We start from the raw sequence: 21,064 nt of genomic DNA, 5'->3' as shown, positions 1-21,064 counted from the left end.
GGCCGCTTGTCTCATGCCGCAAGCTTTGCCGCAACCGCGCCGAAGGCGGCGATCAGCCGGTTGACCTGGGTGCCGGTGGTTGCCGGCGAGATCAGCATCATGTTGTGGAAGGGCGCGATCAGCACGCCGCGATTGACCAGCGCGACATGGATGGCGGCCTCCAGCTCCGGCGCATGCGCGGTCTCGGCTTGCGCGCCGTTGCGCAACGGGCCGGGTGCGCAGATGAATTCGACGCGGGCGCCGACACGGGCGACATGCCAGGGCAGGCGATAACGGTCGATCACCCCGGTCAGCCCGGCATCCAGACGCCGCGCCAGATGGTCCATGCGGTCATAATTCTCCGGCGTCATCACTTCTTCCAGCGTGGCGCGCATGGCAGCAAACTGCAGCGGGTTAGCCGAAAGCGTCGTGCCCATGCCGGAATAGCCGGGCTCCTTGGTCCTGTTGTAGTCGGCGTAGCGCGAGGCGACCTCGTCGCTCATGCCCCACACACTTGCCGGCACGCCGCCGGCGATCGGCTTGCCCAGCACGAAGAAGTCCGGCTCCAGCCCGTATTTCCTGGTGTAGCCGCCGGGGCCGGTCGAGATGGTGTGCGTCTCGTCGATCAAAAGCAGTGTGCCGGCCGCGCGCGTCAGCCTGCGCAGCGCGTCATGGAAGCCGGGATCGGCCAGCACCATGCAGGAATTGGTCAGCACCGGTTCGGCGATGACACAGGCGACATCCCTGTCCTTGAGCGCGGCCTCAAGTGCTGCAACATCGTTGAACTCGATCACCTTGGCCGTGCGGGTCAGGTCGCGGAACTCGCCCGCCAGTCCCGGCCGGTTGACCGGCTTGCCGTCGATCAGCCGCACCATCGTCTCGTCGACCGAGCCGTGGTAGCAGCCGTTGAAGACCAGGATTTTCTCGCGCCCGGTGACGGCACGGGCCACGCGCAGCGCGAAGCGGTTGGCGTCGGTCGCCGTCGTCGCGATCTGCCAGAACGGCAGGCCGAAACGCTGCTGCAGCAGTGGTCCGATGGCAAGCGCGTCTTCCGAAGGCAGCATATAGGTCAGGCCACGCCCGGCCTGGCGTCGGATGGCGCGCGCCACCGGCGGTGGCGAGTGGCCGAACATCGAACCGGTGTCGCCAAGGCAGAAATCGTCGAGTCTGTTGCCGTCTATGTCAGTGATCGCAGCGCCCCGGGCACTCTCGACGAGGATCGGAAACGGCGTTGGCCAGTCGTTCATCCAGTGCATCGGAACGCCGCCGAAAAAGCCGGGCAGGCCGTTGCCGACCTTGGCTTGGGATTTCGGCCGCGCCTTGCGGAAGGCCGCCCCTTCCGTTTCGCGCAATTGTGCGATGCGCTCGCGGCTGATGCCGCCGATGGACGTCTTTGAACTGTCGCTGCTGTGCATGAAAACCCCTCTCGTGCGTACCTCTTAGCCAATCCACCTCCGCAACTGCAATTGGCCGCGCGCCCGCCCTGCATTGGCTCAGCCTTTGCCGGCGACGCTTGACCGTGCTGCCGAAGTCAGCGCCAATGTGTGCGGGCGTTGAGGTGGGAGGACAAAAATGCGCACGATCATCTGTGCGGCAATGCTGCTGTCGTCGGCCGGCACGGCCTTCGCCTCAGGCGGCATCTGGTGCAATGTCGACGATACGGCGGTGACGTTCGACGTCGGCGCCGGCGTCACCAGAGGCATGGGTGGCCCGACCTTCAACTTTCGCGGCGATCTCGAAATCAAGGCGAGGCCGGCTGGCGATGGATTGCGCAAGACGGTGTTCGAGGATTCCAACCTGACCCAGTACTGGCTGGACGACAAGGAGCTGCGGCTGAACATCTACCGCGAGTACGAAGCGGCAAACACCTTCAATTCGGTCGAACTGACGATCCTGACCAAGGCCAGCGACGAAGGCGTCTATGACGGGCAGTACACGCTTGCCGTCTATGACAATGCCGCCGACACGGACAAGGACGGCAAGCCGGCGGAGTTGACGGGCAAGGTGTCGTGCGGGGCTGAGTAGGCTCGCCGACCGGTTGTGTCAGCCCGACTGCATCGAGGCGATGGCGCGCCGCATCAGGTCGAGAAACATCAACCGCTCGTCCTCGCTGAAGCCGGCCAGCGCCGCCTCGTTCTGTGAACGCGCGGCCTGTGTCGCCGGCTCGCGCAGGCCAACGGCTTTCGCTGTGAGATGGATCGACTGCGAGCGTCCGTCTTCGGGGTGCAGGCGTCGTTCGATCAAGCCGTCACGCTCCATGCGGATCAGTGTGTTGGCCATCGTCGCTTGTTCCACGTTGAGACGCTGCACGAGTTCGCGTTGCGTCAGGCCATCTTCATCCCACAGCGCCAGCAGCGTCATGAACTGGGCGGGCGCCAGGCCGAGTGGCCGGATGCGCTGCTGCAGCCCGTTGGCAAACAACCGTGCCATGTGGTTGGCCAGGAATCCGGCGGATCGTTCCTTCTGAAATGCCATGCTTGCCAGATAATAGTTGAATAGCATGCTATGCAATGATATATAGCTTGCTATGAAAATGAAAACCAGAATTCATGCGGCGGCGGGCGCCGTCGCGCTCATCACGGTGTCTGCTTTCTGGCTGTCGACGGCCACGGTTGAACTGCTCGGCGACACGGCCGCGATCACAATGGTCAAAAACTCTGTGCTGGTCGGCATGGCGGTGCTCATCCCGGCGATGATCATTGTCGGCGCGTCGGGCTTTTCACTCGGCAAGGGCTGGAAGAGTCCGGTCGTGGCACGCAAGAAGTGGCGCATGCGCATCATCGCCGCCAACGGATTGCTGGTGCTGGTGCCGTCCGCCTTCCTGCTCAGCAGCTTTGCCACGGCCGGTCGCTTCGACAGCCTTTTCACAATCGTCCAGGCGATCGAACTGCTGGCCGGCGCAACGAACATCGCACTGCTGTCGCTCAACATGCGCGATGGTCTGTCGCTGCGGCGGAAACCTGTTCGGCTGGCCGCGCGGGCGCGGTGAGTTCAGGCCGTGATGTCGATGACGCCGCAGTCGCCGGCGGCACTGCCGAAGGCGATGCGGCGTTCTTCCTTGTCCCACATCATCGCGGTGATGGCGCCCTTGCCTTGCCGGCGCAACAGTACTTCCTTGGCGTCGGCGAAGCGCGCGGCGATCACCATGCCGTCCTCATAACCGATCGCCACGACATCCTGGCTTGGATGGCAGGCGACTGAGGTCACCATCGTGTTGCCTCGCGTGCCGAGTTCCAGCGGCGCCTTGCCCATCGGTCCGTCCTTGCCCGAAAACGGCCAGACGATCGCCGCCGGCGCGCCGGAACTCGCCAGCCATTTGCCTTTGGCGCTCCATGACAAGCTTTTCACCTTGCCGGGATAGCCGGTCATGCGCATGTGCTTGCCGTCGGCGAGCTTCCAGCCATGCAAGGCGTTTTCCTGCATGGTGGTGACGAGGAAGGCGCCGTCCGGCGAGAAGGTGATGCCGGTGTGGGCGCCGGCCCATTCGAGTTCCACCGGCTTGCCCTCGGCGGCCGGGAAATGCAGCGTCGCACCATTGTAGCGGGCGACGCCGAAGCGCATGCCCTTGGGCGAAAACGCCAGCCCCTCGACCGAACGCGGATGGGCAAATTCCCTTGTCTTGCCATCGGCGAAGCGCACGAAGGCGGTCTTGCCCGTGGCATAGGCGATGATGGCGCCTTGCGGCCCCGCGGCAACGCTGGTGATCCATTTCTTGCCGGCGTTCGCCAGTTCGCTGAGATCGCCGCCGACTTTCACGGCGAACACCTTGCCGTCCTCGCCGCCAGTGATCAGCCGGTCGTTGGCCGCGTCGTGGAAGGCGGCAAGCAGCCCGTCATTGGCTTGCACCGTCTTGTGGCCATTGTCGAGCCGGTGGACGGCGCCGTCAGCCAGCGCGAAATGCGGCACGTCGCCGAGGAAGACGGCGGCTACGCAATGGCCATCGAGATCGAGAGGGGCAACTGTGGGCATCAGAACCATTCCAATGAAATTTGTCGCCAACCCCAAGAAGCCGCCAGCGCGGCCAGGTGTGGCGCCGCCTTCTCCCCTTGTGGGAGAAGGTGGATCGGCGCGTAGCGCCGAGACGGTTGAGGGGTGGGTGACGGAGCGCCGTCATTGCCAAGCTGAAACACCCCTCATCCGACCTCGCTACGCGAGGCCACCTTCTCCCACAAAGGGAGAAGGAAGAAGGGGCAGCGCTAGCGCCATAAAGTCAGGAAATCAAGCCGCCTGGCAGGCGTCAAAACTCTTCTTCAGCCGCTCGGCGTCGAGCTCGCGGCCGATGAACACCAGCCGGCTCTCATGCTTCTCGCCGTCCTTCCAGGCACGCTGGTGGTCACCCTCGATGATCATGTGTACGCCCTGGATGACGTAGCGCTCGTCATCGCCCTTGAGCGCAATGATGCCCTTCAGCCGCAAGATGTTGGGGCCTTCCATCTGGGTGATCTTCTCGATCCATGGGAAGAACTTCTTCGGGTCCATCTCGCCGCCGCGCAGCGACACCGACTGCACCGTCACGTCGTGGATGTCGGAAGGATGCGCGTGGTCGTGATGATGATGATCATGCCCGTCATGATCATGGTGATCGTGGCCATCATGGTCGTGATGATCATGATCGTGGTCATGATGATCGTCATGCGCCTCGAGGAAATGCGGATCGTTTTCCAGCGCCCGCGACAGGTCGAAAGCGCCGCGGTCGAGCACTTCCGACAGGGCGACGCCGGCGCGCGTGGTGCGGTGGATCCTGGCCGCCGGATTGATGGCGCGGATCGTCGCTTCGACCTTGGCCAGCTCTTCCGGGGTGACCAGATCGGTCTTGTTGAGCACGACAACATCGGCAAAGGCGATCTGGTCCTCGGCTTCCTTGGAATCCTTGAGCCTGAGCGGCAAATGCTTGGCGTCGACCAGCGCCACCACCGCATCGAGCTTGGTCTTGGAGCGCACATCGTCATCCATGAAGAAGGTCTGCGCCACCGGCACTGGATCGGCGAGGCCGGTGGTTTCGACGACGATGGCGTCGAAACGGCCGGGCCGGCGCATCAGGCCTTCGACGACGCGGATCAGGTCGCCGCGCACCGTGCAGCAGACGCAGCCATTGTTCATCTCGTAGATTTCCTCGTCGGATTCCACGATGAGGTCGTTGTCGATGCCGATCTCGCCGAATTCGTTGACGATGACCGCGTAGCGCCTGCCATGATTCTCCGACAGGATGCGGTTGAGCAGCGTCGTCTTGCCGGCGCCGAGATAGCCGGTGAGAACGGTTACGGGGATCTGCGTCTGTGCGTCGCTCATGGCTTGCCTCGAAAATGACTGGGCCTTGAAATCCAGGCCGCGAAAAAGGGATTGTCGGCTCCATATAGGATGTGTGCGGGGCTTTTGCACGGGGCAAACCGATGGGCCAAAGCTCTCGGCCCGGCCACTGGGATATCGGCGTGCCGGATGACTGCGGAAGTGCGCCTTTGTGGCGAGCAAAGCGCATCTCATGCCATGCGCGCCTCGTCCTTGCGGCGATTCCTGTGCGGCCAAAAGTCGTTTGTCATCTAACTGAAATAAACATCTGGCATTAGCCACGGCGGGCACCGCAATGCTTGCCGGCAAAGCTGTTTCACGCGCCGGATTCTTTTTATCGTCGATTGCCAACCGGCCGGCTGCGTCTATGCTGTCGCTACCGGTATGGCCGAAGAGGGATGAACCATGGCCAAGGCGGACAAGACTGCAACAATGAGCCGGCTGCATTCGGCGGCCAGGCTGGCAAGAACCGCGCTGGCGGCCCGGCTTCTGGCGCATGGCTTCTATGCCGGCCAGGACCAGATCATGCTGGCGCTCGACCGCGAGGATGGCCAGACGCCGGGCAATCTTGCCGGTCGCCTTGGCGTGCGCCCGCCGACCATCACCAAGACCATCAACCGGTTGCAGGCGCAGGGTTTTCTGGAAAAGCGCGCCTCCGAGGCCGATGCCCGCCAGGCGCACATCTTCCTCACCGACAGCGGCCGCGAGACCATCCGCGCCATCGAGAAGTCGGTGAAGAAGACCGAAAAGCAGGCATTGAAAGGCCTCGACAAGAAGGACCAGAAGGCGCTGTTCAAACTGCTGGCCCGCATCGAGGCCAATCTCTCCAACGAGGAGCTGGAGCTGATCGACGACGACGCCGAGTCGGACGACTGATCAGGCCGCCGCTGGGGCCGAGTCCCGGATCAGCGAGGACCAGCGTCCCGGCGTCATGCCGAACGCTTTCTTGAATTGCCTGTTGAAGTGGCTCTGGTCGGTGAAGCCGGCCTCGACCGCGATCTGCGCCAGCGGTTCGCCGGCGGTGATCATCCGCCGCGCGCGCTGAAGCCGGCGCATCACCAGGAAACGATGCGGGCTGGTCGAGAAGGCCGCGCGGAAATGCCTCGATAAGGCATAGCGGTCAAGCCCGGTGATGGCCTCCAGTTCGCCGGATCGCACGGGCCGCGTTGCGTTCTCCGTCAAATAGTCCCGCGCCAGCGCGGCCGCCCGCCACGCCGTTCTGGCCATCGGCTTCTCCGGCTGGCCGGCATGGCGCGCCAGGCTTCGCATCAGTTGCGTGAGAAAATCGTCGACGAACAGCTCGTCGAGTTCCTGCTGCAGCGGCCCCAGCGCCGAAAGCAGCGTGGCGCAGAAGGCGTCATCCTTCACCACGGCATCCCCGACGAACGGCAGAGAAGCGCCACCAAGGCAATCCAGCATCAGCGACGGTTCGAGATAGAGCATCCTGTAGCGCAACCCATCCTCGGTGCCGGCGCCGCCATCATGCAATTCGTCGGGATGCAGCACGATGATCTGGCCGGGCAGGCTTAGCCGCGTCGCGCCGCGATAGCGAAAGGTCTGCACGCCCTGAAGCGTCACCCCGATCGCGTAGGTGTCATGACGATGCAAATCGAAGGCGCTGCCTTGAAACCGCGCCTCGATCCGCTCCATGCCCGCAGGGTCGGGAGCGGAGATGATGCAGTTCTCCGCCGCATCGGTGCACAAACGTCCAAGACCCTCGAAGGCCTGGCGGCCTAGATCGTGCGACATCGTCTCCTTCAGCCCCGACATCGGGGCGCAGCCTTGAATGGCCCATTTTTCATGTTTGATACGAAGTTTGCAATCGTGCTGCGGGAAGACTTGCCCGTCTGGCAGAAACTCAACGTCACCGCCTTCCTGACCAGCGGCGTCGTCGCGCAGTTTCCTGACATCATCGGCGAGCCCTATCGCGACCGCTCCGGCAACCTCTACAATCCGCTGTCGATCCAGCCTGTCATCGTGCTGTCCGCCGACCAGGCGGCGCTGGCCACCATCCACCGGCGCGCGCTGGAGCGCGGCGTGACGACCTCCCTCTATGTCGAGGAGATGTTTTCCACCGGCTTCGACGCCGCCAACCGCGCTGTCTTTGCACAATTCGCGCCGGAAGACGCCAAGGTGGTCGGCATCGCGCTGCGTGCCGAGAAGAAGGTGGTCGACAAGATCACCAAGGGCGCCCGTATGCACACATAAGGATTTCAACCAGCTGGCTGCCGCCGATCGAGATGAGCGGCATACAGTGCCGCCAGCAATGCGAGTGCCGCCGATATCAGCATCGTGACCAACAGCGCAGGGATCGACCCTGCCAGGAACAGGCCGGCGATGGCGGCTATGAGTGCCCCGCCGCCGATCCGCATTGCGGCGGCCAGTCCTGCGGCGGTGCCGACCAGATCCTGTCGCACCGACAAGGCGCCGCTGTTGGCGGCAGGCATGGTCAATCCATTGCCGACGCCGATGAACAGGCAAGGTCCAAAGAAGGCCAGGACGTGCGCGATGCCCAAGCTTGACAGGACCAGACCGGCCAACAGGCCAGCGCAGGTCAGCAGGCGCGCAAAGACAAGCGTGGCGCCGAGCGAGGTCTTCGCGGCGTAGCGCCCGGCCAGATAGCTGCCGAGAATGAAGCCGGTTGGAACCAATCCCATGTAAAGGCCGAGCTTCGCACTTGATCCACCGAGCGCGTCGCCGACGACCAATGGGGCTCCGCCCAGGAACACATAAAGCACCCCCATCGAGGCGGCCATGCACAACGTGTAGGCCCAGAACCGCGCTGAACCCAGGAGCAGCCCATAGGAGGCAAGGTAGTTCCTGTTCGATCTCGGTAATGGAATTCTTCTGATCTCGCGCATGGACAGGGCGAAGGCGGCTATCCCGAGGATCGCAAAGACCACGAAGCTTGAACGCCATCCGAACAGCTCGTCCAGCGACCCGCCAAACAAAGGACCGACCATGGGCGCGAGCGCCCACCCCATGGCGAGGTAACCGAATTTGCTGGCGGCTTCGCGCTCGTCCGATGTCTCCTTGATGATGACCAAGGCGACCGAATAGCAGGGGCCGATGCACGCCTGCATCGCGCGAAACAGAAGGAAAGTGCCGATATTGGGAGCCAGAGCGCAGCCGATGGACGCCGCGACGAAGATCGAGAGGGATATCAAGACGACCAGCCTGCGCCCAAATCGGTCCGATAGTGCGCCCCCGATGGCCTCTATGACGGCGGTGATGATCGCAAAGCCGGCAACCGACAGATTGACCAATGCGAAATCAGCTTGGAACGTTGCGGCAATGTTCGGCAGCGACGGCAAAATCATGTTCACCGGCAGCACGGCAAGAGCCGAAAGCAGGATAAGGGTAATTAGCCGGGGCGGAGCAACGGGTTTGGGGACGACCGTTGTCTCGAGCATGTCCGTGCCCGGACTCCGAATGGGGTTATCGCTCGCCATGATCTCGCTCGCCTTGTCGGTGGGATTGAAGGGAGGGTCTGACGGGGCGGCCCAAATTCCGGGCATAAAAAAAGGCCCCGTCAGGAGCCTGCTTACCGCGCATGGGTGCTTTCGCCGGATGGTTACACCATCCTGCCCATGCGCTCCCTTACGATGATCAAAGTCATTGCGATGTTCATGGCACCAGAGCTAGGCGCAAAAGGTGCATGTCGTCAAGGCAACACGCGCTCGGACGTCGATCGGCAACAGAGCCATGCATGTGGTCTGCCGGAGCAATTCCAGGAACAAGAGTGAAATGGTGAATTGCTCTAAGCCTGTCGGCGCGTCTTGTTGTGCCAGACGCTTTTGGCTTGCCGGCAAGCGACAATTCCCGCAAAGGTGGGCTTCAGCCCCGCTTTTCCCCGGCCTGCAAGTGAATGCTTCCCAAAGATATGTCGAGAGCGCGACGCCGCCGGTGGCGATCCTGTGCATGCTTACCACCTACGTCTTCTTCACCTTCCTCGACACCTCAAGCAAATATCTCGTCCTGGCCGGCGTCTCCGCGCTGATCGTCGCCTGGGTGCGTTTTGCCGTGCATGTCGTGCTGGTCGGCACGCTGCTGCGCGGCTGGCGCGAACCCATGCGGTTTCGCCCGGTCAGCCTGCCGGCGCATGTGTTGCGCGGTGTGTTCCTGTTCGGCTCGACCATGTGCAACATCTTGGCCCTGCGCTCCCTGCAACTGGCCGAGACGACGTCGATCTATTTCTTCGGGCCGATGGTGATCACGGCCCTAGCCGGCCCGCTGCTCGGCGAGTGGGCCGGTTGGCGGCGTTGGTTGGCCATTCTGGCTGCCTTCGCCGGGGTCCTGATCATCACAAGGCCGGGTGTCGGCGTCTTCGGCATCGGCCATCTTTTCGCGCTCGGCTCGATGCTGTCGAACTGCTTCTATGTCATCATGACACGCCGCATGTCGTCGACCGAGACGCCGGAAAGCCTGATCCTGTTCTCGGCGCTGGCGCCCGTGGTGCTGCTTTTGCCCTTGCTGCCGTTTTCCTTCTCGCTGCCGCATGATGGCTGGCATTGGTTCGTGCTGCTCATGCTTGGCGTGTTCGGCGGTGTCGGACACTGGCTGCTGGTGCAAGCCTATAGGCTGGCGACGACCACGGCCCTGGCGCCCTATCCCTATTCGCAGATGGTGTGGATGATCATTTCCGGCTGGATCGTCTTCAAGCAGTTCCCGGATCGCTGGACGCTGGTCGGCGCCGCCATCATCGTCGTCAGCGGCCTCTATATCGTCCATCGCGAGCACCGGCTTCGGCTGCAGAGCCGCGCGGCCTCCGATGTCGAGGCCGAAGCGCTGGCAAAAAAACTTTGATTTGCCCCCGATCGGTGGCATAACGCCGCCTTTAAACAGTTTAGGTCGGAATTCAGGTCGTTCGGGGGGCGCAAGGCGCTGGCACAAAAAATCAAGCTTTCGACGATCGCCGATGCGCTCGGCGTGTCCACCGCCACCGTGTCCCTGGCGCTGCGCGACAGCCCGCTGGTGGCCGGCTCGACGCGCGACCGCATCAAGGAACATGCGCGCGCCATCGGCTATATCTACAACCGCCGCGCCGCCAGCCTGCGCACTTCGCGCTCGGGCATTGTCGGCGTCGTCGTGCACGACATCATGAATCCGTTCTTCGCCGAGATCCTGCGCTCGATCGAAAGCGAGCTCGACCGCAGCCGGCAGACCTTCATCCTGTCCAACCACTACGACCAGCTCGAAAAGCAGCGCACCTTCATCGACACGCTGCTGCAGCTCGGCGCCGACGGCGTCATCATGTCGCCGGCCATCGGCACCCCGGCTTCGGACATCCTGATGGCCGAGGAAAACGGCCTGCCGGCGGTGCTGATCGCGCGCACCGTCGAGGGCGCCGACGTGCCGGTGTTTCGCGGCGACGATTCCTATGGCACCGGGCTTGCCACCAACCATTTGATCTCGCTTGGCCACAAGCGCATCGCCATGATCGGCGGCACCGACCAGACCTCGACCGGCCGCGACCGCTACCAGGGCTATGTCAACGCCATGGAGGCGGCAGGGCTCGAAGTCAGGCCGTCCTGGCGCATCGCCGGCCCGCGCACCAAGCAGGCCGGCTTCGAGGCGGCCGGGCAGTTCCTGGCGCTGAAGGACAGACCGACCGCGGCTTGCTGCTGGAACGATCTCGTCGCCATCGGCCTGATGAACGGCATTGCGCGCGCCGGGCTGGTGCCGGGCATCGACATTTCCGTCACCGGCTATGACGATCTCGAGGAGGCGGCGATCGCCACACCGGCGCTGACCACCGTCTGGAACGGCCAGCGCGAGGTCGGCCGCCGCGCCGCCAGCGCGCTGCTCGACAAGCTCAACGGGCAGACGGTGCGGCCCTCGCAGGAATTGATCAAGCCGGAACTGCATGTGCGCCAGTCGACCGGCAAGCCGGTGGAGCGTGCATGACCAAAGCCGAACAGCTGCAAGCCGTCGCCATTCTGGTGCCGGCTGACTTCAGCGACCATGCCGTCAGGCGCATCGATCGCACCTTCAAGCAGGTCAGCATCGAGCGCGCCGATCCGGCGCTGGTCACCGAGGAGATGCGCCGCACGGTGCGTGGCATTGCCTCCTTTGCCGGCATCAGCGCGGCGATGATGGACGCGCTGCCCAATCTCGAAGTCATCGCTTCCTTCGGCGTCGGCTATGATTCGGTCGATGTCGGCCACGCCGCGGCGAAGAACATCATGGTCACCAACACGCCCGACGTTCTGACCGAGGAGGTCGCCGATACCGCGATCGGGCTGCTGATCAACACGATCCGTGACCTGCCACGCGCGGAAAACTGGCTGCGTGACGGCAGTTGGGTGCGCAAGGGCAACTATCCGCTGACCCGGCTGACCTTGCGCGCGCGCCGCGTCGGCATTTTCGGCATGGGCCGCATCGGGCAGGCCATTGCCCGGCGGCTTGAGGCGTTCGGCCTGCCGATCGCCTATCATAACCGGCGCCGTGTCGAAGGGCTTGCCTACCAGTACCATTCGACGCTGAAGGGCCTTGCCCAAGCGGTCGACACGCTGATTTCGGTGGCGCCCGGTGGCGCTTCGACGCAGAAGGCGGTCAATGCCGAGATCCTGTCGGCGCTAGGCGCCAACGGCGTCTTCGTCAATATCGGCCGTGGCAGCACGGTCGACGAGGCGGCCCTTGCGGCGGCGCTCGCCGATGGCACCATCGCCGCCGCCGGGCTCGATGTCTTCGCCGACGAACCGAACGTGCCCAAGGCGCTGCTCGACGCGCCAAACACCTCTCTGTTGCCGCATGTCGGCTCGGCTTCGGAGCACACACGCCGCGCCATGGCCGATCTGTGCGTCGACAATCTGGTGTCCTGGTTCACCGAGCGCCGGTCGCTGACGCCGGTGCCGGAGACGGCGCACGTCAAGGCTCCCGGCTGAGTGCCAGGCTGCCACATTTATTAACGTCGGCTTAACCCTTTGGAATCATTGTTCATCCTGTGCGCGGGCATGGATGAAGAACGATGAGAGTGCTTTCCGCCTTTGTTGCAATCACCGCCCTGTTTGGGGGCGCCCAGCTGTTTCATGGCGGCAATGGGGAAAGCGTCGCCGAAGAGGTCACGCCGTCCAACAGCTACAGGCTGGTCGCCAATGGCGACCAGGGAGCCTGCGCGGTGACGCGGGGCGCTTCGATTTCGGATGGCTTGTCCCTGCTTACCGTCGCTCCGACATGCCGTCGTCTGCTGCCTGGCATAGAGCGGGCAAAGTTTTGGCGTGACCAGAATGACGGCACGGTGGCCTTCAGCGCCAACGGCGTCGATCCGATTGTCACCTTCGCCGTGGCGGATGGCGACGGTTACGAATCCTATGCGCCAGCCACGCCCTTGCTGTCGCTGGCGGGCGACCGCAAGACTGACGACTGATTACTCCGCGGCGGCCCGCGCACCGGCCTTCGCGGCGGCGTGCAAGCGCACGGCATCCCCGAAGGCGCGGAAGATCTTGGCCGAGTTGCTGTCCGAGTTGACCCAGTATTCCGGATGCCACTGGACGCCGACGGCGAAGGCGCGGGCGCCCTTGACCGAAACCGCTTCGACCGTTCCGTCAGTGGCGACAGCCTCGATCTCAAGCTTCGAACCCAGCCGGTCGATCGCCTGGCGATGCAAGGAATTGACCTTGATCTCGCCGGCGCCGAACACGCCGGCCAGGCAACTGCCCGGCTTGATCGAAATGGTCTGGTGGATGACGAAGCGCTCATCCTGTTTGTCGCTCACCGGTGCGCGGTGGTCGAGCGAACCCTCGCGCTCCTGGATCTCGGTGCCCAGAGTGCCGCCGAGCGCGACGTTCAATTCCTGGATGCCGCGGCAAATGGCGAGCAGCGGCACGCCGCGCTCGATCGCCCGGCGAATCAGCGGCAGCGTGGTGGCGTCGCGCGCCGGATCATAGGGACCGTTGGCTTCGCTGGCATCGCCACCGTAGAGCGAGGGGTGCACGTTGGATTTCGAGCCGGTGACCATGACGCCGTCGACCGAGGACAGGAGTTCGTCGAAGTCGAGCCTGTCGCCGAACGACGGCACCAGCAGCGGGAACACGCCCGCTCCAGTGATCGCGGCTTCCAGATATTGCTGCGGGGCGGCATGCCAGGTGTAGTTGTCGAACTGACGGACGTCGGTCGATATGGCGACGAGCGGCTGCTGCATTTTGGCTCTGGTTTCCATCTGGCAAGGGATATCCTGCCTTCAAAATAGGCGATCCGCTGTGGTTTTTCCATGGCAAGTTTCAGCGTGTCGCATGGGCCACCAAATCCGCTGTTAGACTATAGTTGCAGGGTCGCATGGCTTGGTTACCAAATCCGGCCGCCGTGCTGGACTAGACTTCTCGCCCGTGTATTGTTTCTGCCAACCGATGCGGGAGCCCGAGGATTTCCCGAATGTCGGTCTGTTGATCCAAAAGGGAGGAACTGCATGGATCGTCGTTCATTCATTCGCAAGGCCGGCGTGACCGGCGTCGGCGCCGCGGCGGCGGCGGCAACGCTTGCCGCCCCGGCAATCGCCCAGTCCAATCCCAAGGTGACATGGCGGCTTGCCTCGTCCTTCCCGAAATCGCTCGACACCATCTATGGCGGCGCCGAGGTGTTCTCCAAGATGCTGTCGGAAGCCACCGACGGCAATTTCCAGATCCAGGTCTTTGCCGCGGGCGAACTCGTGCCCGGCCTGCAGGCCGCCGACGCCACCACGGCCGGCACGGTCGAGGCCTGCCACACGGTGGCATATTATTACTGGGGCAAGGACCCGACATGGGCGCTCGGCGCCGCGGTTCCCTTTTCGCTCAACGCACGCGGCATGAATGCCTGGCACTACCATGGCGGCGGCATCGACCTGTTCAACGAGTTCCTCGCCACGCAAGGTCTTTTTGGCCTGCCGGGCGGCAACACCGGTGTCCAGATGGGCGGCTGGTTCCGCAAGGAGATCAACACCGTCGCTGACCTCTCCGGCCTCAAGATGCGCATCGGCGGCTTCGCCGGCAAGGTGGTGCAGAAACTTGGCGTCGTGCCGCAGCAGATCGCCGGCGGCGACATCTATCCGGCGCTGGAGAAAGGCACCATCGACGCCGCCGAATGGGTCGGCCCCTATGACGACGAGAAGCTCGGCTTCTACAAGGTCGCGCCCTATTACTACTATCCCGGCTGGTGGGAAGGTGGCCCGACCGTCCATTTGATGTTCAACAAAGCGAAATACGAGGAACTTTCGCCGGCTTACAAGTCGCTGCTGCGCACCGCGGCGCAAGCCGCCGACGCCGACATGCTGCAGAAATACGATTATGTGAACCCTCCAGCGGTGAAACGGCTGGTGGCCGGCGGCGCCAAACTGCGTCCGTTCAGCCAGGAGATCATGGCCGCCTGCTTTGAGAAGGCCAACGAGGTCTATGCCGAAATGGAGGCCTCGAACGCGCCGTTCAAGAAGATCTGGGAATCGATCAAGGGCTTCCGCAAGGAGCACTATCTTTGGGCGCAGGTGGCTGAGTACAATTACGACACCTTCATGATGGTCCAGCAGCGCAACGGCAAGCTGTAGGACAGCCCCGCCGACGAGGGGCCCGGAGAACTGATCCGGGCCCTATTCGGCTGGCGACGCGACCAACTACAAGCGTTTGCGCCGCCCTCATTGCCCTGCCGGGCATTTCTCCCCGTAAACAGGGAGAAAGAAGCTGGCCGGGGCGTCGGCGCTATTTCTGCAACGCTGGTGATTGGCGAAGCCATCGATGAGGCGCCCTTCGCCCCGTTCACGGGGAGAAGATGGCGGTAGCCAGATGAGGGGCAGCGCCAACGCTTGGACGAGAAGCGAACTGAAGCGCCCTGCCCGGGTAGTTCAGCTCCGGCCTGGCACCACCAGCACCTTGACCTCGCCGGCCGCCGGCGGATTGGCGATCACATCGGCCGCCTCTTCGAGCGGCACCTGCCTGGAGATCAGCCGGTCGATCTCGATCGCACCCGACGCGATCAGCTCGGCGGCACGGCGATGCGTATAGGGATTGAGGAACGAGCCGACCACCTTCAATTCCCGAAACAGCAGGCCAAAGGGCTCGAATTCCGCCTTCATGCCTTGTGGCGTCACGCCGACGATGACGACCGTGCCTCCGGCTCTCGCCAGCCGCATCGACTGCTCGACGGTGTCGCGCACGCCGGCGCATTCGAACACCACGTCGACGCCGCCTGGCATCAGGCCCGCCGGTCCGGCAACGGCATCGATGACATCGCCGGCTGTAGGGTCGACCGTCGCTGTCGCGCCGAGTTCCTCGGCGAGCGCGCGCCGCGAGGCCTGCCTGGTCGACAGGATGATGGTCGTGGCGCCGGCCAGCCGCGCCAGTTGCACGGTGAGCAGGCCGATCACGCCGCCGCCCAGCACGATCACCGAACTGCCCGGCCTGATCTCGGCAAGGTCGACGCCATGCAGGCAGCAGCCGAGCGGCTCGCAGAACGCGCCATGCGTTGGCGGCAAGTCGGCGGGCAGGATGAAAGCCTGTTTCTGCGGCAGCACGACATACTCGGCAAAGCCGCCATCGCGGTGGATGCCGATGGCATTGAGATTGCGGCAGAGATTGACCCGGCCGGCATGGCAATACGGGCATCGCCCGCAGGCGATGTTGGGATCGCCGGTGACACGGTCGCCGACGGCAAAGCCGGAGACGGTGTTGCCGACCGCCTCGACGATGCCGGAAAATTCATGCCCGGGTGTCACCGGCGGCCGGCAGGGGAATTCGCCATGGAAGAGGTGGCGGTCGGTGCCGCAGACACCGCAGGCCTCGATCCGCACCAGAAGCTCATCCGGGCCGGGGACAGGTTTGTCCACCTCACGCAGCGCTATGCTGCCCACCGCCTCCAGCCGCACCGCTTTCATGGCGTCGTCCCCATCAGTTGAAGCTCGGCGGCTGCGAAAGGTCTGGCGCCGGTGTCGCTGGCTTGGACGGCGGCGCATCGCCGAAACTCGGCGGTTGCGACAGGTCCGGCGTGCCAGGCGCGGCCGGTGCGCTGCCGCCATTGGCAGGGGCCGTGCCACCAGCCGGCGGTGTACCGAGCGGTGACAGGCCGGGCGCATCCGGCACCTTGTAGTCGATCGTGCCCGGATCGATCGCCGTGCCCTTGTAGCGCATCACCATTTGCGGGAAGGCGATGGTCAGTCCGATCATCACCACCTGGATCAGGACGAAGGGCACCGCGCCCCAATAGATCTGGCCGGTCGTCACCGGCGCGATCTGCTTGCCGGTGAGGCGGTCGAGATAGGGCACGCGGGCGGCGACCGAGCGCAGGTAGAACAGCGCGAAGCCGAAGGGCGGGTGCATGAAGCTGGTCTGCATGTTGACGCCGAGCAGCACGCCGAACCAGATCAGGTCGATGCCGAGCTTGTCGGCTGCCGGCGCCAGCAGCGGCACGATGATGAAGGCCAGCTCGAAGAAGTCGAGGAAGAAGGCCAGGAAGAAGACGAGGAAATTGACGCCGATCAGGAAGCCGACTTCGCCACCCGGCAGCGAGGTCAACAGGTGTTCGACCCAGATGTGGCCGTTGACGCCGTAGAAGGTCAGCGAGAAGACGCGCGCGCCGATCAGGATGAACAGCACGAAGGACGACAGCCGCGTCGTCGAGGTCAGCGCCTGCTTGATAACGTCCAGCGACAGCCGGCCTTTTGCCGCTGCCATGATCAATGCGCCGACGGAGCCCATGGCGCCGCCTTCGGTCGGCGTGGCGATGCCGAGGAAGATGGTGCCAAGCACCAGGAAAATCAGCGCCAGCGGCGGAATCAGCACGATGACCACCTGCTGCGCCAGCCTGGACATCATGTTGAAGTTCAGGCGTTTGTCGGCAATTGCCACGATATAGATGAAGAGCACCCCTACGGTGGCGCCGAGAATGTCGGCATTGTCGCCATGGGTTGGGGCGAGATAGCGATACGCGGCATAGGAGATAGCCACCGCCACCACCAGCGCCACCAGCAACGACAGAACGCCGTGGCCGAGCGTACGGGCCTCGAGCGGCAGAGCCGGCACCGACTTCGGCCGGACGATTGACATGATCAGGATGTAGAGCGCGTAGAGGCCGGTCAGCACCAGACCCGGGATCAGTGCGCCGGCATACATGTCGCCGACCGAGCGGCCGAGCTGGTCGGCAAGCACGATCAGCACCAGCGAGGGCGGGATGATCTGGGCAAGCGTGCCGGATGCCGCGATGACACCGGCAGCCAGCCGGCGGTCGTAGCCGTAGCGCAGCATGATCGGCAGCGAGATCAGACCCATGGCGATGACGGATGCCGCCACCACGCCGGTGGTCGCCGCCAGCAGCGCGCCGACGAAGATGACTGCGTAGGCAAGGCCGCCGCGGATCGGCCCGAACAGTTGGCCGATCGTGTCGAGCAGGTCCTCGGCCATGCCGGATCGTTCGAGCACGATGCCCATGAAGGTGAAGAACGGAATGGCCAGCAGCGTGTCGTTCGACATCACCCTGCTGCCGTAGAAATTATCCGGCAGTGCGTGCAGAAGCGGCCAGGCGAGGTTGATCGATCCACCAGAATAGGGCGAGAGGAGCACGCCGATGAAGAAGAACATCAAGCCGTTGGCGGCCAGCGAGAAGGCCACGGGGTAGCCGATCAGCAGGAAGATGATCAGCGAGGCGAACATGATCGGTGCCATGTTCTGGGCGATGAATTCCATCATGAGCGCACCTCGTCGGCCAATGCCTTGGCTTCGAGTTCGGCTTGCTCATGTGCCGATATGAACGGATTGGGGTCGTCCATGTCGCCGCGCATGATGGCGATTTTCTTGATGATTTCGGAAATGCCCTGCAGCGCGAGCAGGAAAAAGCCGACCAGCAGGATGGCCTTGGCCGGCCAGATGATGAGCCCGCCGGAGTTGTTGGACATCTCGCCGCTGCGGAACGACAGGGATACGTAGGGAACGAAATAGAACACCATCAGCGTCACGAACGGCATCAGGAAGAGGAGATGGCCGAGAAGGTCGATCCAGTGCTGCACGCGGCGTGAAAACAGGCCGTAGACGATGTCGATGCGGATATGCTCGTTCTGCTTGAGCGTATAGGCGGCAGCCAGCATGAAGGCGGCGCCGAACAGGTACCATTGCAGCTCCAGCCAGGCATTCGACGAAATGTCGAAGAGCTTGCGGATTACGGCGTTGGCCGCGCTCACCAGGATCGCCAGCAGGATCAGCCAGGATACCGATTTGCCGATGAATTCATTGAGGCGGTCGATGCCCCGCGACAGAGCGAGCGGCCCTTCCATGCAGTCCTCCCTTTGTACCGAAGGCGTGCCGGCTCCCCCTGCCGTCACGCCGCGTGGCCCAACGGTATGCCGTGCGTGGCCGGACGGGTCAACACGGATGGGAGCGGCAAAACGGGATTGGATGAAGGGCGGGGCCGGACAAGGGCAGTCTGCCCCGGCGTCATACAACCAAAGTCTGATGGTTCAGACGACCTTGCTGGTGTCGCGGCCGGCGCCGATCAGGATCAGCATGGCCACAAGGAACAGATACATCCACGCGTCGCGCCATTCGAGCGGAAAATAGCCGGCCCACAATGATTCGGCCATGCCGAAGGCTGCTGCGCCGAGTGCTGCCCGTGGCGGTGAGAGATAGCCGCCGACCGCCGTCACGAACAGGATCTTCAGGCCGTAGACGAGGCCGGAGCCGAAGCTGACATTGCCGTAGTAGAGGCTGGCCATGACGCCGGCCAGCGCGGCGCAGAAGCCACCGAGCAGCACGGCATGCCGGAATACGCTTCGCACATCGACACCGCACAGGGCTGCGGCGCGTGGATCGTCGGAGACAGCGCGCCAGCGCCGGCCGAAGTTGGAGCGGGCAAACGCAGATGTGGCAAGTGCGACCGCTGACAGCACCACCGCGCAGTCGAGCACCTGGATCAGCGTCAGCGTCGCCTTGAAGCCGGCGCCTTCGGCGAAGACGATGGGCTGTGCCAGCATTGGCGGCAGCCACAGATCATGCGTGTCGGCCGCGATACGGCTTGCTTCCGACAAGACGATCAGGATGCCGAGCGTCGTCACCACGATGGCGTTGGGCGAGCGGTCGGCCAACGGTTCAAAGACGCTGCGCGACAGGACATGGCTGATCAGCGCGGCATACAGGAATGCCGCCACCACGCCGAACAGCACCGACGCCAGCAGCGTCAGCCACAGCACCTGGTAGCCGAAGGCGACGCTCAGGATCATTGCCTGGCCGCAGAAGGCGAACAGCGCCCCATAGGCGAGGTTGGTGCGGTGCAGGATGCCGTTGATCAGCACGTAGCCGAAGGCGAGCAGCGCGTAGAGCGCGCCCGAATGCAGCCCGTTCAGCACCTGCTGGAGGAAATAGAGCATGCTCAACAACACCAGAAGCATCTCGCCCAGAGGGTTTGGGACGACGGAATGCTCGAGACAAGGCCACGATACCGTGCGCATCGGAGGTTTGCATCGTCGAATCTAACTTGTCAAATGCGATTTATCGGTTAGATTTTGTGGCATGACGGTTGCCTGGACCCCACACCGCTTCACCGGCGGCTTGCTCGCGCTTGATACGGCGAACACCGTCGTGCTGCGTGGCGATCCGGAGCGCACGTTCGACCGTTTCGACGATCCGGCCGAAATCGCCCGCTTTGCCGATGCAGCCAGCGGCTTTCGCGCCGCCGAACTCGGCGACCGGCGGCTGACGGTGTCTTCGCCGACGGCAATCGCTCCGATAGTGCTGTCGATCCGCGAGACGACCGACCGGCTGTTTCGCGGCGCGGTGGCGAAGGGCGCGGTTTCCACCGCCGACCTGCCTGATTTCCTGCATGCCTGTGCGGCGGGCCTGGCCGGCAGCCGGACCGAGATCGGCGCGCCGGGAAGGCCGTTCGGTGATCCCCTGGCGCCGATCGCCTTTGAGGCGGCGCTGGCGGTCTCGGCGCTTTCGCTGCTGCGCAACGACACCGTCGCGAGGCTGAGGATCTGTCCCAACTGCACCTGGCTGTTCGTCGACAGAAGCCGCAATTCCAGCCGCCTTTGGTGCGACATGGCGGTGTGCGGCAACCGACAGAAGGCAAGTCGTCACTATCGCCGCCGCCGCATGGCGGCCCATGAGGTCAAGGATGCCTAGAGGAGTTTCACGCGCGCTCGTTGCCGGCGCCTTGTTGATTGCCGCCGCGACCCTCGGCGCCTGCCGCGACACTGGCGGCGAGGGCAAGCTGTTCGAGGTTTCCGGCAAGATTTTCGTCTTCAATTACCGTCTCGCCAGGGCGACTTACGTCGTGACGCTGCGGCCCTTGCAGCCGATGGGCGAGGGTCAGGTGGCGGTTGCCAGCTTCCAGAACCCAGCCGGCGGCGCACCGTTGGTGGTCGAGCAGAAAGTCTGGCCGAAGCTTGACAAGGTGAGCCTGGAAAGCCCGGCCCTGACCTGCATCGTCAAGAACAAGCCCTATGCCATCGCCATCAGCATCAAGGGCGCCGACGGCGCGATCTTGCAGAAAATCGACACCACACTGATGTCGACGGAAGACCAGTCGATCCTGCCCGACCGGCCGCTGGTCATGGATCAGCTCTATACGGCCAACCCCGACCTCGCCGGCCATCCCGACGGCAAGCTGCCGGGCGAGCCGAAGCCGGACTGCTCGAAAGCCGGCTGACACCTTCCGACAGCAGCGATTCCGGCCGGAATTTTCGTGCGCAGCAGCACTGTCGGCGCGTGGTTTCATGCGTGGTCCGGCGCCCATCGGACTGTTTGTTGCGCGTTGCCTGGCCCCTGCGATTTTGTTTGACCTCACTTGCAAGGGGAGAAAGGATGCGTCATCCGATCCCGACGTTGGCCGCTTCCCCGCGCGGCCTTCG

At 63.8% G+C, this 21,064-nt stretch carries 22 protein-coding genes; 11 read left to right on the top strand and 11 right to left on the bottom strand.

From position 1 onward, the window contains the following. Window positions 1-11: 11 nt before the first annotated feature. Entirely contained in the window at window positions 12-1,394 is a 1,383-nt protein-coding gene (locus JN279_RS01750) for an aspartate aminotransferase family protein (RefSeq protein WP_202351834.1), read from the bottom strand. Between the two features lie 157 nt (window positions 1,395-1,551). On the opposite strand from JN279_RS01750, the gene JN279_RS01745 reads away from it, so the two are divergent. After that, window positions 1,552-2,004 (top strand): hypothetical protein, encoded by a 453-nt coding sequence (locus JN279_RS01745; RefSeq protein ID WP_096452885.1) that lies wholly within the window; start codon window positions 1,552-1,554, stop codon window positions 2,002-2,004. Window positions 2,005-2,022: 18 nt separating this feature from the next. Here the strand turns inward: JN279_RS01745 and JN279_RS01740 are convergent, their stop codons facing one another. Beyond that, on the bottom strand, window positions 2,023-2,454 hold the full coding sequence (locus JN279_RS01740) for a MarR family winged helix-turn-helix transcriptional regulator (protein ID WP_202351833.1): 432 nt from the start codon (window positions 2,452-2,454) through the stop codon (window positions 2,023-2,025). Window positions 2,455-2,512: 58 nt separating this feature from the next. Between JN279_RS01740 and JN279_RS01735 the strand changes: the two genes are divergently transcribed. After that, a complete protein-coding gene (locus JN279_RS01735) occupies window positions 2,513-2,968 on the top strand; it encodes a hypothetical protein (protein ID WP_202351832.1) in 456 nt (151 codons plus the stop codon). Between the two features lie 2 nt (window positions 2,969-2,970). Here JN279_RS01735 and JN279_RS01730 read toward each other — a convergent pair whose 3' ends face one another. Continuing rightward, window positions 2,971-3,948 (bottom strand): WD40 repeat domain-containing protein, encoded by a 978-nt coding sequence (locus JN279_RS01730; protein WP_202351831.1) that lies wholly within the window; start codon window positions 3,946-3,948, stop codon window positions 2,971-2,973. Between the two features lie 249 nt (window positions 3,949-4,197). Then, the gene (locus tag JN279_RS01725) at window positions 4,198-5,268 is read right to left on the bottom strand and encodes a CobW family GTP-binding protein (RefSeq protein ID WP_202351830.1); all 1,071 of its coding nucleotides are present in this window, start codon (window positions 5,266-5,268) and stop codon (window positions 4,198-4,200) included. 402 nt (window positions 5,269-5,670) lie between these two features. On the opposite strand from JN279_RS01725, the gene JN279_RS01720 reads away from it, so the two are divergent. Next, the gene (locus JN279_RS01720; protein ID WP_096452889.1) at window positions 5,671-6,141 is read left to right on the top strand and encodes a MarR family winged helix-turn-helix transcriptional regulator; all 471 of its coding nucleotides are present in this window, start codon (window positions 5,671-5,673) and stop codon (window positions 6,139-6,141) included. Here JN279_RS01720 and JN279_RS01715 read toward each other — a convergent pair whose 3' ends face one another. Beyond that, window positions 6,142-7,014: an AraC family transcriptional regulator gene (locus tag JN279_RS01715; protein ID WP_202351829.1), complete on the bottom strand. Its 873-nt coding sequence runs from the start codon at window positions 7,012-7,014 to the stop codon at window positions 6,142-6,144. A 51-nt stretch (window positions 7,015-7,065) separates the two neighbouring features. Here JN279_RS01715 and JN279_RS01710 point away from each other — a divergent pair, with 51 nt between their 5' ends. Beyond that, window positions 7,066-7,473, top strand: coding sequence for a DUF2000 family protein (locus tag JN279_RS01710; RefSeq protein WP_202351828.1), 408 nt, complete (start codon window positions 7,066-7,068; stop codon window positions 7,471-7,473). A 5-nt stretch (window positions 7,474-7,478) separates the two neighbouring features. Here the strand turns inward: JN279_RS01710 and JN279_RS01705 are convergent, their stop codons facing one another. Continuing rightward, on the bottom strand, window positions 7,479-8,717 hold the full coding sequence (locus tag JN279_RS01705; RefSeq protein WP_202351827.1) for a multidrug effflux MFS transporter: 1,239 nt from the start codon (window positions 8,715-8,717) through the stop codon (window positions 7,479-7,481). A gap of 469 nt (window positions 8,718-9,186) precedes the next feature. On the opposite strand from JN279_RS01705, the gene JN279_RS01700 reads away from it, so the two are divergent. From JN279_RS01700 to JN279_RS01685, 4 genes are all read left to right on the top strand, one after another. Beyond that, window positions 9,187-10,071, top strand: coding sequence for a DMT family transporter (locus tag JN279_RS01700; RefSeq protein WP_202351826.1), 885 nt, complete (start codon window positions 9,187-9,189; stop codon window positions 10,069-10,071). A 78-nt stretch (window positions 10,072-10,149) separates the two neighbouring features. Further along, window positions 10,150-11,172 carry a LacI family DNA-binding transcriptional regulator gene (locus JN279_RS01695; RefSeq protein ID WP_202353617.1) on the top strand — a complete coding sequence of 341 codons (1,023 nt, stop codon included), beginning with the start codon at window positions 10,150-10,152 and terminating at the stop codon, window positions 11,170-11,172. Continuing rightward, complete coding sequence (locus tag JN279_RS01690; RefSeq protein WP_202351825.1) at window positions 11,169-12,152, top strand: 2-hydroxyacid dehydrogenase; 984 nt, start codon at window positions 11,169-11,171, stop codon at window positions 12,150-12,152. The genes JN279_RS01695 and JN279_RS01690 overlap by 4 nt, the downstream gene beginning before the upstream one ends. Window positions 12,153-12,235: 83 nt before the next feature. Next, on the top strand, window positions 12,236-12,634 hold the full coding sequence (locus JN279_RS01685) for a hypothetical protein (protein WP_202351824.1): 399 nt from the start codon (window positions 12,236-12,238) through the stop codon (window positions 12,632-12,634). On the opposite strand, the gene JN279_RS01680 is transcribed toward JN279_RS01685, so the two are convergent. Then, window positions 12,635-13,426, bottom strand: a complete 792-nt coding sequence (locus tag JN279_RS01680) for a gamma-glutamyl-gamma-aminobutyrate hydrolase family protein (RefSeq protein WP_244734366.1) — start codon at window positions 13,424-13,426, stop codon at window positions 12,635-12,637. A 246-nt stretch (window positions 13,427-13,672) separates the two neighbouring features. Between JN279_RS01680 and JN279_RS01675 the strand changes: the two genes are divergently transcribed. After that, window positions 13,673-14,782 carry a TRAP transporter substrate-binding protein gene (locus JN279_RS01675; protein WP_096452903.1) on the top strand — a complete coding sequence of 370 codons (1,110 nt, stop codon included), beginning with the start codon at window positions 13,673-13,675 and terminating at the stop codon, window positions 14,780-14,782. 294 nt (window positions 14,783-15,076) lie between these two features. Here JN279_RS01675 and JN279_RS01670 read toward each other — a convergent pair whose 3' ends face one another. From JN279_RS01670 to JN279_RS01655, 4 genes are all read right to left on the bottom strand, one after another. Continuing rightward, window positions 15,077-16,105, bottom strand: a complete 1,029-nt coding sequence (locus JN279_RS01670) for a zinc-dependent alcohol dehydrogenase family protein (RefSeq protein WP_202351823.1) — start codon at window positions 16,103-16,105, stop codon at window positions 15,077-15,079. Window positions 16,106-16,118: 13 nt separating this feature from the next. Beyond that, window positions 16,119-17,912 (bottom strand): TRAP transporter large permease, encoded by a 1,794-nt coding sequence (locus JN279_RS01665; protein WP_202351822.1) that lies wholly within the window; start codon window positions 17,910-17,912, stop codon window positions 16,119-16,121. Beyond that, window positions 17,909-18,493, bottom strand: a complete 585-nt coding sequence (locus JN279_RS01660; protein ID WP_096452909.1) for a TRAP transporter small permease subunit — start codon at window positions 18,491-18,493, stop codon at window positions 17,909-17,911. Before JN279_RS01660 ends, JN279_RS01665 begins: the two co-directional genes overlap by 4 nt. 183 nt (window positions 18,494-18,676) lie before the next feature. Next, complete coding sequence (locus tag JN279_RS01655; RefSeq protein ID WP_096458377.1) at window positions 18,677-19,582, bottom strand: branched-chain amino acid ABC transporter permease; 906 nt, start codon at window positions 19,580-19,582, stop codon at window positions 18,677-18,679. Window positions 19,583-19,724: 142 nt separating this feature from the next. Between JN279_RS01655 and JN279_RS01650 the strand changes: the two genes are divergently transcribed. Beyond that, window positions 19,725-20,336, top strand: a complete 612-nt coding sequence (locus tag JN279_RS01650) for a CGNR zinc finger domain-containing protein (RefSeq protein ID WP_096452910.1) — start codon at window positions 19,725-19,727, stop codon at window positions 20,334-20,336. Beyond that, window positions 20,329-20,862, top strand: a complete 534-nt coding sequence (locus JN279_RS01645) for a hypothetical protein (RefSeq protein ID WP_096452911.1) — start codon at window positions 20,329-20,331, stop codon at window positions 20,860-20,862. Before JN279_RS01650 ends, JN279_RS01645 begins: the two co-directional genes overlap by 8 nt. The last annotated feature ends 202 nt before the right edge of the window (window positions 20,863-21,064 follow it).

The sequence above is a fragment of the Mesorhizobium sp. 113-1-2 genome (genome assembly GCF_016756475.1).
In the GTDB taxonomy this organism is placed as follows: Bacteria; Pseudomonadota; Alphaproteobacteria; order Rhizobiales; family Rhizobiaceae; genus Mesorhizobium; species Mesorhizobium loti_C.
The sequence above is the reverse complement of the archived record's forward strand: the minus strand, read 5'-3'. Positions and strand labels throughout refer to the sequence as shown.

Excerpts from the sequence above, each read along its gene's own strand:
- JN279_RS01665 (WP_202351822.1), bottom strand. The coding sequence starts at position 17,912 with ATGATGGAATTCATCGCCCAGAACATGGCACCGATCATGTTCGCCTCG.
- JN279_RS01685 (WP_202351824.1), top strand. The coding sequence starts at position 12,236 with ATGAGAGTGCTTTCCGCCTTTGTTGCAATCACCGCCCTGTTTGGGGGC.
- JN279_RS01710 (WP_202351828.1), top strand. The coding sequence starts at position 7,066 with ATGTTTGATACGAAGTTTGCAATCGTGCTGCGGGAAGACTTGCCCGTC.
- JN279_RS01740 (WP_202351833.1), bottom strand. The coding sequence starts at position 2,454 with ATGGCATTTCAGAAGGAACGATCCGCCGGATTCCTGGCCAACCACATG.
- JN279_RS01705 (WP_202351827.1), bottom strand. The coding sequence starts at position 8,717 with ATGGCGAGCGATAACCCCATTCGGAGTCCGGGCACGGACATGCTCGAG.
- JN279_RS01700 (WP_202351826.1), top strand. The coding sequence starts at position 9,187 with ATGCTTACCACCTACGTCTTCTTCACCTTCCTCGACACCTCAAGCAAA.
- JN279_RS01655 (WP_096458377.1), bottom strand. The coding sequence starts at position 19,582 with ATGCTCTATTTCCTCCAGCAGGTGCTGAACGGGCTGCATTCGGGCGCG.
- JN279_RS01725 (WP_202351830.1), bottom strand. The coding sequence starts at position 5,268 with ATGAGCGACGCACAGACGCAGATCCCCGTAACCGTTCTCACCGGCTAT.
- JN279_RS01645 (WP_096452911.1), top strand. The coding sequence starts at position 20,329 with ATGCCTAGAGGAGTTTCACGCGCGCTCGTTGCCGGCGCCTTGTTGATT.
- JN279_RS01680 (WP_244734366.1), bottom strand. The coding sequence starts at position 13,426 with ATGGAAACCAGAGCCAAAATGCAGCAGCCGCTCGTCGCCATATCGACC.
- JN279_RS01670 (WP_202351823.1), bottom strand. The coding sequence starts at position 16,105 with ATGAAAGCGGTGCGGCTGGAGGCGGTGGGCAGCATAGCGCTGCGTGAG.
- JN279_RS01715 (WP_202351829.1), bottom strand. The coding sequence starts at position 7,014 with ATGTCGCACGATCTAGGCCGCCAGGCCTTCGAGGGTCTTGGACGTTTG.
- JN279_RS01720 (WP_096452889.1), top strand. The coding sequence starts at position 5,671 with ATGGCCAAGGCGGACAAGACTGCAACAATGAGCCGGCTGCATTCGGCG.
- JN279_RS01690 (WP_202351825.1), top strand. The coding sequence starts at position 11,169 with ATGACCAAAGCCGAACAGCTGCAAGCCGTCGCCATTCTGGTGCCGGCT.
- JN279_RS01650 (WP_096452910.1), top strand. The coding sequence starts at position 19,725 with ATGACGGTTGCCTGGACCCCACACCGCTTCACCGGCGGCTTGCTCGCG.
- JN279_RS01745 (WP_096452885.1), top strand. The coding sequence starts at position 1,552 with ATGCGCACGATCATCTGTGCGGCAATGCTGCTGTCGTCGGCCGGCACG.
- JN279_RS01735 (WP_202351832.1), top strand. The coding sequence starts at position 2,513 with ATGAAAACCAGAATTCATGCGGCGGCGGGCGCCGTCGCGCTCATCACG.
- JN279_RS01660 (WP_096452909.1), bottom strand. The coding sequence starts at position 18,493 with ATGGAAGGGCCGCTCGCTCTGTCGCGGGGCATCGACCGCCTCAATGAA.
- JN279_RS01750 (WP_202351834.1), bottom strand. The coding sequence starts at position 1,394 with ATGCACAGCAGCGACAGTTCAAAGACGTCCATCGGCGGCATCAGCCGC.
- JN279_RS01730 (WP_202351831.1), bottom strand. The coding sequence starts at position 3,948 with ATGCCCACAGTTGCCCCTCTCGATCTCGATGGCCATTGCGTAGCCGCC.
- JN279_RS01675 (WP_096452903.1), top strand. The coding sequence starts at position 13,673 with ATGGATCGTCGTTCATTCATTCGCAAGGCCGGCGTGACCGGCGTCGGC.